This is a genomic window from Streptomyces sp. WAC04114 (assembly GCF_019733245.1).
Taxonomy (GTDB): domain Bacteria; phylum Actinomycetota; class Actinomycetes; order Streptomycetales; family Streptomycetaceae; genus Streptomyces; species Streptomyces massasporeus_A.
This window is the reverse complement of record NZ_JAIGQA010000006.1, coordinates 88,983-98,995: the sequence shown is the minus strand read 5'-3', so window position 1 is coordinate 98,995 and position 10,013 is coordinate 88,983. Positions and strand designations below refer to the sequence as shown.

The following is a 10,013-nucleotide window of genomic DNA, read 5'->3' as shown; positions in this document are numbered from 1 at the left end:
CCCACGACCCCCACGAGCCCCGTGACCCGGCCCCCGCTGGACGTGCTCGTCCGGCGCGTCGATCCGGACGTACCGCTTCCGTCGTACGCGCAGCCCGGTGACGCAGGGGCCGATCTGCGCACCACCGAGGCGTGCCAACTGGAGCCGGGCGAGCGGGCCGTGCTGCCCACGGGAGTGTCTGTGGCGCTGCCGGAGGGGTACGCGGCCTTCGTGCACCCGCGATCCGGCCTGGCCGCCCGCTGCGGCGTCGCCCTGGTGAATGCCCCGGGGACGGTTGATGCCGGGTACCGTGGGGAGATCAAGGTGATCGTGGTGAATCTCGACCCGCGCGAGGCCGTGCGGTTCGAGCGCTTCGACCGGATTGCCCAACTGGTAGTCCAGCAGGTCGAGAAGGTTCGCTTCCAAGAGGTGGCAAAACTTCCCGACTCGACGCGGGCCGAGGGGGGCTTCGGATCCACCGGAGGCCATGCGGCGGTGGACGGGACGAGCGGCACAAGCGGTCAGGCCGCCATGGGCGGCCAGGCGGGTGGGAATCGATACGCTTCGGTCGTATCCGACCGGGAAGGACAGTGACGTGTTCGGACGTCGCAAGAAGAGGGATGCCGCCGAGGACGCGGCCGGCGAGGCCGAGCAGGTCGTCGACGGTGTCGACACTGAGGCGGACGAAGAGCGCGAGCGCCTGAGGCTCGAGCCCGCGCCGCGCCCCGACGGGCCCTGGGACGACTCGGAGGTCCGTGACCCGGGCGAGGGCCGGGTCGACCTGGGCGGCCTGTTCGTGCCGGGCGTCGACGGCATGGAGCTCAGGGTCGAGGTCGCGGGCGACGCGATCGTCGCGGCCACGGTCGTGCTGCGCGACAGCGCCATCCAGCTCCAGGGCTTCGCCGCCCCCAAGCGCGAGGGCATCTGGGGTGAGGTGCGTGAGGAGATCGGCACCGGCATCACCCAGCAGGGCGGCATCGTCGACGAGGTCGAGGGGCCGCTGGGCTGGGAGCTGCGTGCCCAGGTGCCCGTACAGCTGCCGGACGGCACCGGCGGCTTCCAGGTCGTGCGGTTCGTCGGTGTGGACGGCCCCCGCTGGTTCCTGCGCGGGGTCATCTCGGGCCAGGGCGCGGTGCAGCCGCAGGCCGCCGGGCTGCTCGAGCAGATCTTCCGGGACACGGTCGTGGTCCGCGGCGAGGGCCCGATGGCGCCCCGCGACCCGATCGTCCTGAAGCTCCCGAACGACGCCCAGATGGTCCCCGAGGGCGTCCAGCAGGAAGAGGGCTCCCGTTTCGCCGGCGGAATGGGCCAGCTCCAGCGCGGACCGGAGATCACCGAGGTCCGCTGACCCGCAGAGACACCAGGGCCGTACCCCATCGGGGGTGCGGCCCTTTCTCGTGCGCGGAACCTTGACGGCGCATTGGTCTGTACCTACCGTCCCCGTCCAACGCGTCTGTTCATAAAGGCGCTTTACGTTCATATACGAGAACGGAAGGCCCCCCACGCATGCGCAGAACCGCTCTGCTCGCGGCCTCGGCCGCCCTCGTCGCCGGTGTCCTCGCCCGGCCCGCCGACGCCGCCCCCAGCGCCCCCGCAGCCTTCGCCCACCCCGGAGTCGCCGTCTCCAAGAGCCAGTTGGACTTCACCCGGTCCAAGGTCAACGCCGGCGCCCAGCCCTGGAAGGGCGCCTTCGACCAGATGATGGCGAGCAAGTACGCCGACCTGAACCGCACGCCCAAGCCCCGGGCAGTCGTCGAATGCGGCTCGTACTCCAACCCCGACGTCGGCTGCACCGACGAGCGCGAGGACGCGATCGCCGCGTACACCCACGCCCTCGCTTGGTACCTCACCCGCGACGAACGGCACGCCCGCAAGGCCATCGAGCTGATGGACGCCTGGTCCGCCGTGATCAGGGACCACACCAACAGCAACGCGCCCCTGCAGACCGGCTGGGCCGGCTCCTCGTGGCCGAAGGCCGCCGAGATCATCAAGTAACGTACACCGGCACCTGGGCGAACTCCGGCCGCTTCGCCACCATGCTCCGCACCGTCTACCTGCCCGAGATCATCAACGGCTCGAACTCCAACGGCAACTGGGAGCTGTCGATGATGGAGGCCGCCGTCGGCATCTCCGTCTTCCTGGAGGACAGGGCGTCGTACGACAAGGCCATGGCGACGTTCCGCACGCGCACGGCTGCCTACGTCTACCTGGAGTCCGACGGCGCGCTGCCGAAGACCGTGCCGAGCCAGAACCTCAACACCCGGGAGAAGATCGTCAAGTACTGGCAGGGCCAGTCGACCTTCGTCAACGGACTCAGCCAGGAGACCTGCCGCGACTTCACCCACACCGGCTACGGCCTCTCGGCCATCTCGCACGTCGCGGAGACCAGCCGCATCCAGGGCCAGGACCTCTACGGCACCGACGTGGGCGAGCGGCTGCGGCACGGGCTCGGCTTCCACGCCAGGTACCAGCTCGGTGCGGGCGCCGAGGACCGGCTGTGCGGCGGCTCGCTCGAGCTCGGGCTCGGGCCGGTGACCGAAGTCGGCCACAACGCCCTGGCCAACCGTCTCGGGCACGCCATGACCAACACCGCGACGCTGACCCAGCGGGGACGTCCCGCCGGCAGCAACAACCTCTTCGTCGCCTGGGAGACCCTCACGCACGGCGACAACCCCGCCTGACCCCCCAGACCGGCCGGGCGGACTGGGCGGGGACCCCGGCGCCCGGCCCGCCCGGCCCGGCCGCGTCAGAGTTCCGTCAAAGTGCGCCCCGGAGCCGGGTGGGGAGCCCGAACCCCGTGCCTACCGGCCGTAGGGTCGACGCTGCGCAGTGGGCGCACCACCGGAAGACAATGGGGCCATGGCACGCGGCAAACTTCGGATCCACCTGGGCGCGGCACCGGGCGTCGGCAAGACCTACGCGATGCTGTCCGAGGCACACCGCCGCGTCGGGCGGGGCACGGACTGCGTCGTGGGCTTCGTCGAGCACCACGGCCGGCCCCGCACCGAGGTGATGCTGCACGGACTGGAGCAGGTGCCGCGCCGGGAGTTGGAGTACCGCGGCGGCGTCTTCCCCGAGATGGACCTCGACGCCGTCCTCGCGCGCCGCCCCCAGGTCGCCCTGGTGGACGAACTCGCCCACACGAACGTCCCCGGCTCCCGCAACGCCAAGCGCTGGCAGGACGTGGAGGAGCTGCTCGCCGCCGGCATCGACGTGGTCTCGACCGTCAACATCCAGCACCTGGAGTCCCTCGGCGACGTCGTCGAGTCGATCACCGGGGTGCGGCAGCAGGAGACCGTGCCGGACGAGGTGGTGCGTCGGGCCGACCAGGTCGAGCTGCTCGACATGACGCCCGAGGCGCTGCGGCGGCGGATGGCGCACGGCAACATCTACCAGCCCGACAAGGTCGACGCCGCCCTGTCGAACTACTTCCGCCCCGGCAATCTGACCGCCCTGCGCGAGCTGGCGCTGCTGTGGGTGGCCGACCGGGTCGATGCCCACCTCACGCAGTACCGCAGCGAGCACCGGGTGTCGGCGATCTGGGGCTCGCGCGAGCGGATCGTCGTCGGACTGACCGGCGGGCCCGAGGGCCGCACGCTGATCCGCCGGGGCGCCCGGCTGGCCGAGAAGGGCGCCGGCGGTGAGGTGCTGGCCGTCTACATAGCCCGCAGCGACGGGCTGACCTCGGCCTCGCCCAAGGAACTGGCACAGCAGCGGACCCTGGTCGAGGATCTTGGCGGAACGTTCCACCATGTCGTGGGCGACGACATACCCGCCGCACTGCTCGCCTTCGCCCGCGGTGCGAACGCCACCCAGATCGTGCTGGGCTCCTCGCGCCGCAAGACCTGGCAGTACGTCTTCGGCCCCGGCGTCGGCGCGACGGTCGCCCGGGAGTCCGGGCCCGACCTCGACGTGCACATCGTCACCCACGACGAGGTCGCCAAGGGACGCGGACTGCCGGTGGCCCGGGGTGCGCGCCTCGGACGCTCCCGGCGGGTGTGGGGCTGGATCGCCGGTGTCGCCGGCCCGCCGCTCCTCGCGGCGCTGCTCAGCATCGTCGATCTCGGCCTCGCCAACAACATGCTGCTGTTCCTGGCGCTGACGGTGGCGGCGGCCCTGCTCGGGGGACTGCTGCCTGCCCTGGCCTCGGCGGCGGTGGGTTCCCTGCTGCTGAACTACTTCTACACACCGCCCCTGCACCGGTGGACCATCGCCGACCCGAAGAACATCGTCGCCATCGTGATCTTCGTGGCGGTCGGTGTAGCGGTGGCCTCCGTGGTCGACCTCGCCGCCCGCCGCACCCACCAGGCGGCGCGGCTGCGGGCCGAGTCCGAGATCCTCGCCTTCCTCGCCGGCAACGTGCTGCGGGGCGAGACCGGCCTGGAGGACCTCCTGGAACGGGTCCGGGAGACCTTCGGCATGGAGTCCGCGGCCCTGCTGGAACGGGCCGGCGACGTCGAGCCGTGGACCTGCGCCGGGCGCGCCGGCCGCGGACGGCCCATCGAGCGGCCCGACCAGGCCGACGTGGACATACCCGTCGGGGACCACATGGCCCTGGCACTGACCGGCCGCGTGCTGCCCGCCGAGGACCGCCGGGTGCTGGCCGCCTTCGCCGCCCAGGCCGCCGTCGTCCTGGACCGCCGCCGGCTCCAGGAGGAGGCCGACCGGGCCCGCACGCTCGCCGAGGGCAATCGCATCCGTACGGCCCTGCTGGCCGCCGTCAGCCACGATCTGCGGACTCCGCTGGCCGGCATCAAGGCGGCGGTGACCTCGCTGCGCTCCGAGGACGTCGAGTGGTCGGAAGAGGACCGCGCCGAGCTGCTGGAGGGCATCGAGGAGGGCGCCGACCGCCTCGACCACCTCGTCGGGAACCTCCTCGACATGTCCCGGCTCCAGACCGGCACCGTCACCCCGATGATCCGCGAGATCGACCTCGACGAGGTGGTGCCGATGGCGCTCGGCGGCGTCCCCGACGGCAGCGCCGTCCTGGACGTGCCCGAGACGTTGCCCATGGTCGCCGTCGACCCCGGTCTGCTGGAGCGGGCGGTGGCCAATCTCGTCGAGAACGCGGTGAAGTACAGTCCGCCCGGCGCGCCCGTGCTGGTCGCCGCCAGCGCGCTGGCCGACCGGGTCGAGGTGCGGGTGGTCGACCGGGGGCCGGGCGTGCCCGACGAGGCCAAGGAGCGTATCTTCGAGCCCTTCCAGCGCCACGGCGACGCCCCGCGCGGCGCGGGTGTGGGTCTGGGGCTCGCGGTGGCGCGCGGCTTCACCGAGGCCATGGACGGCACACTGAACGCCGAGGACACCCCCGGCGGCGGTCTCACCATGGTCCTCACCCTCCGCGCGGCGGGACCCCGCCCGGAGCTCCGCCCCGTAGCAGAACCGGAAAGGCAGGCCTCATGACCCGCGTCCTCGTGGTCGACGACGAGCCGCAGATCGTGCGCGCCCTCGTGATCAACCTCAAGGCACGCACCTACGAGGTCGACGCGGCCCACGACGGCGCCACCGCCCTGAAGCTCGCGGCCGCCCGCAACCCCGACGTGGTCGTCCTCGACCTCGGACTGCCCGACATGGACGGCGTCGAGGTGATCAGAGGCCTGCGCGGCTGGACCCGGGTGCCGATCCTCGTGCTGTCCGCCCGGCACTCCTCCGACGAGAAGGTCGAGGCGCTGGACGCGGGCGCCGACGACTACGTCACCAAGCCGTTCGGCATGGACGAGCTGCTGGCGCGCCTGCGGGCCGCCGTCCGCCGGGCCGAACCGGCCGGAGGAGGTGAGGACGACGTGATCGTCGACACCGGCGAGTTCACCGTCGACCTGGCGGCGAAGAAGGTCAACCGGGCCGGCAAGGACGTACGGCTGACCCCCACGGAGTGGCACCTGCTGGAGGTCCTGGTGCGCAACAGTGGCCGCCTGGTCGGGCAGAAGCAGCTGCTCCAGGAGGTGTGGGGGCCGTCGTACGGGACGGAGACGAACTATCTGCGCGTGTACATGGCGCAGTTGAGGCGGAAGCTGGAGGAGGATCCCTCGCATCCGAAGCACTTCATCACCGAGCCGGGGATGGGGTATCGGTTCGAGAAGTGAGGCGCATCGCGTCGGGAAACGGGCTCCTCGCCCTTCGTCAGCAGGCCCCGGTACGCTTCAGATATGAGTGCTGTTCCTCGTTCCGAAAAGCCGGTGGGCCGGTTCCGGCGCATGCTCGACCGGCTCTCCTCGTCGCAGGAGGACCTGGAGTCCGAGGAGCTGCGCGAGGACACCGAGACGGCCGGATGCATCCGGATCGGAGACTGCCAGGACCGCCAGATAGTGACGGTTACTGGTACCTTGCGCACGGTCACCCTTCGGCCGCGTGCCGGAGTCCCGGCCCTGGAGGCCGAGCTGTTCGACGGCTCCGCCGCGCTGGACGTGGTGTGGCTCGGCAGGCGATCCATCGTGGGGATAGAGCCGGGGCGCAAGCTGATCGCATCGGGCCGGATCTCGATGAGCCGGGGCCGCCGGGTGCTGTTCAATCCCAAGTACGAACTGAGACCCCTCGGACGGGAGTAGCCGGTGACGTCGCTCGACAAGCCGACCGAAGAGACATCTGCGGACGACGCCCGGGCGGTGACCGAGGCCGCCCTGTTCGAGGCGTTCGGCGGCGTGCGGGGCATGGTGGAGACGGTGGTTCCCGGTCTCCTCTTCGTCACCATCTACACGATCAACAAGGACCTGCACCTGTCGGCGATCGCGGCGCTGGCCGTGTCGCTGGTGCTGGTCGTGGTCCGGCTGGTGATGAAGGACACCGTCAAGCACGCCTTCAGCGGTGTCTTCGGCGTGGCCTTCGGTGTCGTCTTCGCGATGATGACCGGCAACGCCAAGGACTTCTACCTGCCCGGCATGCTCTACACGCTGGGGCTGGGCCTCGCCTACATCATCACCACCCTGTGCGGCGTGCCGCTGATCGGGCTGATCCTCGGCCCGGTCTTCAAGGAGAACCTCTCCTGGCGCACCCGGAACCCGGGCCGCAAGAAGGCGTACGCGAAGGCCAGCTACGCGTGGGGCGCGATCCTGCTCGCCAAGTGCGCGATCCTCTTCCCGCTGTACTGGTGGGCCGACACCACGCAGCTGGGCTGGGTCCTGGTCGCCCTGAAGATCCCGCCGTTCCTGCTCGCGGTGTACCTGACGTGGGTCTTCCTGGCGAAGGCGCCCGCGCCCATCGACGTGTTCGCGGAGATGGAGGCGGAGGAGAAGGCGGCAGAGGAGCGGGACCGGCAGGCCGCCGCCGCTCGGTCCGCCGAGCAGTGAGCCTCCACAGCTGAGCCAGTGAGCCCTCACCGCTGAGCAGCGAGCCTCCCCTACTGACCGAAAGGGGCGTCCCGAGTACGGGACGCCCCTTTTCCGTTCGCTCGGCGGCCGGCTCAGCTCGCCGCGTTGCGTCGCACCGACAGCAGGTCCTCCAGCTGCTCCTCCCGGGCCTGGGCGGCCACGAAGAGAAGTTCGTCGCCGGCCTCCAGGGAGTCCTCCCGGGAGGGGGTCAGGACGCGGTTGCCGCGGATGATCGTCACCAGGGACGTGTCCTGCGGCCACTCGACGTCGCCGACCTGCGTGCCGGCCAGGGCCGACTCCTCCGGCAGGGTCAGCTCGACCAGGTTGGCGTCGCCGTGGCTGAAGCGGAGCAGGCGGACCAGGTCGCCCACGCTCACCGCCTCCTCGACCAGGGCCGACATCAGTCGCGGGGTGGAGACGGCCACGTCCACACCCCAGGACTCGTTGAACAACCACTCGTTCTTGGGATTGTTCACGCGGGCGACAACACGCGGGACGCCGTACTCCGTCTTCGCCAGCAGGGACACGACCAGGTTCACCTTGTCGTCACCGGTCGCGGCGATCACGACGTTGCAGCGCTGGAGCGCGGCCTCGTCCAGGGACGTGATCTCACAGGCGTCGGCGAGCAGCCACTCGGCCTGCGGGACGCGTTCGACCGAGATGGCGGTCGGCGCCTTGTCGATCAGCAGGATCTCGTGGCCGTTCTCCAGCAGTTCGCCCGCGATCGAGCGGCCGACGGCGCCGGCTCCGGCAATGGCGACCCTCATCAGTGACCGCCCTCCTCTTCGGGACCCTTGGCGAACGCCGCCTCGACCTTGTCGACCTCGTCGGCGCGCATCATCACGTGCACCAGGTCGCCCTCTTGCAGCACAGTCTGCGAGGTGGGCAGGACCGCCTCGCCGAGCCGGGTCAGGAACGCGACGCGCACGCCGGTCTCCTCCTGGATCCGGCTGATCTTGTGGCCGACCCAGGCGGTGGAGGTGTGCACCTCGGCGAGCTGGACGCCGCCGGTGGGGTCGCGCCACAACGGCTCGGCCCCGGAGGGGAGCAGACGGCGCAGCATCTGGTCGGCCGTCCAGCGGACCGTGGCGACGGTGGGGATGCCCAGGCGCTGGTAGACCTCCGCGCGGCGCGGGTCGTAGATGCGGGCGGCGACGTTCTCGATGCCGAACATCTCACGGGCCACGCGCGCGGCGATGATGTTGGAGTTGTCTCCGCTGGAGACGGCGGCGAAGGCGCCCGCCTCCTCGATGCCCGCCTCGCGCAGGGTGTCCTGGTCGAAGCCGACACCGGTGACCCGGCGGCCGCCGAACGAGGAGCCCAGCCGGCGGAAGGCGGTGGGGTCCTGGTCGACCACGGCGACCGTGTGCCCCTGTTGCTCCAGGTTCTGGGCCAGTGCGGAACCCACCCTTCCGCAACCCATGATCACAATATGCATCGCGTCACACCGCGCTTCCTGCAGGCCCTCTGGCCTTCATGAATGTCGTGCTCATGTCTCTCTTTCGGCTCGCCAGGCATCACGTCGCGGCCTGCGTGCGGGCCGCCGGGCAACATCATGCCGGTGGAATCACGCCATGATGCCCTCCGGGGGCGGTGCCGCGTTCGGCTGCCCGAGTCCAACGTATCCGTAAAGTCGAGGGGGTTGCCGAGGGCCCTGCCGGGCCCTCGGCGGGGGAGGAACTGCCATGAGCACCGAGATCGACGTCCTCGTGCTGGGCGGCGCGGGCGTGGACACGATCGTGCACGTGCCCGAGCTGCCCGTGCCGTTCGCGGACAGCCACATGATCCGGCCCGGGATCGTGACGCGCGCGGGCCAGAGTGGGGACTTCGTGGCCCTCGGGACGACCGCGCTGGGCCTGCGCACCCACCACCTCGACCTCCTCGGTGACGACCCCGAGGGCGACCTCGTCCGCGCGCTGCACCGGGAGCACGGCATCGGGCTCACCGCCGTCCCGCAACCCCTCGGCACCAAACGCGCGGTCAACCTCGTCGGCCCCGACGGCAGGCGCTCGTCCCTCTACGACGCCACCCGGGCCGCCGACACGGACCGGCTGCCCGAGGACACGGTCCGCTCACTCGCCGCCGTCAGCCGGCACGCCCACGTCGTCATCACCCAGCCGTGCGCCCACGCGCTGCCCGCCCTGCGCGAGGCGGGCCTCACGATCTCCACCGACCTGCACGACTGGGACGGCTCCAACCCCTACCACGAGCCCTTCGCCCACCAGGCCGACCTGGTCTTCCTGTCCAGCGCGGCCCTGACCGACCCGGAACGGACCATGCGGCGGATCACCGAGCGTGGCCGGGCCCGCGTCGTCGTCGCCACCGCCGGGGCGGACGGGGCGTACCTGCTGGCCGACGGGGAACTTACCCACGTACCCGCCGCCGTGCCCCCGGCGCCGGTCGTCGACTCCAACGGCGCGGGCGACGCCTTCGCCGCCGCGTTCCTCCACGCCTGGCTGGACGGCACCCCACCCCGCCGCAGCGCCCTGCACGGCACCGTGGCCGGCGCCCACGCCTGCACGATCCCGTCGACCCGGGCCGCCGGCATCGGGCCGGAGGAGCTCCGTGCAGGGGTTGCGGAACTGGAGCGGCCCGGTCCTCCCCTTCCTCCCGGCGACTTCTAGCGCGCCCCCTGCGACACGTCCTTGCGGCGGCTGATGCTGCGCACGCTCGCCACGGTCAGGATTCCGAGGGCGACGAGGGTGGCCGCGGCGCCGATCAGCTGGGCGG

General features: G+C 71.3%; 9 protein-coding genes and 1 pseudogene. 8 read left to right on the top strand and 2 right to left on the bottom strand.

The features are described 5' to 3' along the window. Positions 1–36 precede the first annotated feature (36 nt). From dut to K4G64_RS03760, 7 genes and pseudogenes are all read left to right on the top strand, one after another. A complete protein-coding gene (dut, locus tag K4G64_RS03790; RefSeq protein WP_260459977.1) occupies positions 37–573 on the top strand; it encodes a dUTP diphosphatase in 537 nt (178 codons plus the stop codon). Between the two features lies 1 nt (position 574). After that, positions 575–1,327: a DUF3710 domain-containing protein gene (locus K4G64_RS03785; RefSeq protein ID WP_221754568.1), complete on the top strand. Its 753-nt coding sequence runs from the start codon at positions 575–577 to the stop codon at positions 1,325–1,327. A gap of 158 nt (positions 1,328–1,485) precedes the next feature. After that, positions 1,486–2,660 (top strand): annotated as a pseudogene (locus tag K4G64_RS03780) (alginate lyase family protein). Positions 2,661–2,838: 178 nt separating this feature from the next. After that, a complete protein-coding gene (locus tag K4G64_RS03775) occupies positions 2,839–5,382 on the top strand; it encodes a sensor histidine kinase KdpD (protein WP_221754567.1) in 2,544 nt (847 codons plus the stop codon). Continuing rightward, positions 5,379–6,062 (top strand): response regulator, encoded by a 684-nt coding sequence (locus K4G64_RS03770; protein ID WP_221754566.1) that lies wholly within the window; start codon positions 5,379–5,381, stop codon positions 6,060–6,062. The genes K4G64_RS03775 and K4G64_RS03770 overlap by 4 nt, the downstream gene beginning before the upstream one ends. A 63-nt stretch (positions 6,063–6,125) precedes the next feature. Next, positions 6,126–6,524, top strand: coding sequence for an OB-fold nucleic acid binding domain-containing protein (locus K4G64_RS03765; RefSeq protein ID WP_104781211.1), 399 nt, complete (start codon positions 6,126–6,128; stop codon positions 6,522–6,524). A gap of 3 nt (positions 6,525–6,527) precedes the next feature. Beyond that, entirely contained in the window at positions 6,528–7,262 is a 735-nt protein-coding gene (locus K4G64_RS03760; RefSeq protein ID WP_142158689.1) for a DUF3159 domain-containing protein, read from the top strand. 113 nt (positions 7,263–7,375) lie between these two features. On the opposite strand, the gene K4G64_RS03755 is transcribed toward K4G64_RS03760, so the two are convergent. Together K4G64_RS03755 and K4G64_RS03750 are read right to left on the bottom strand one after the other, a co-directional pair. Beyond that, positions 7,376–8,050: a TrkA family potassium uptake protein gene (locus K4G64_RS03755; protein WP_031134707.1), complete on the bottom strand. Its 675-nt coding sequence runs from the start codon at positions 8,048–8,050 to the stop codon at positions 7,376–7,378. Beyond that, entirely contained in the window at positions 8,050–8,721 is a 672-nt protein-coding gene (locus K4G64_RS03750) for a TrkA family potassium uptake protein (protein ID WP_221754565.1), read from the bottom strand. The genes K4G64_RS03755 and K4G64_RS03750 overlap by 1 nt, the downstream gene beginning before the upstream one ends. A 247-nt stretch (positions 8,722–8,968) precedes the next feature. Between K4G64_RS03750 and K4G64_RS03745 the strand changes: the two genes are divergently transcribed. After that, positions 8,969–9,907: a PfkB family carbohydrate kinase gene (locus K4G64_RS03745; RefSeq protein ID WP_221754564.1), complete on the top strand. Its 939-nt coding sequence runs from the start codon at positions 8,969–8,971 to the stop codon at positions 9,905–9,907. Positions 9,908–10,013: the final 106 nt, after the last annotated feature.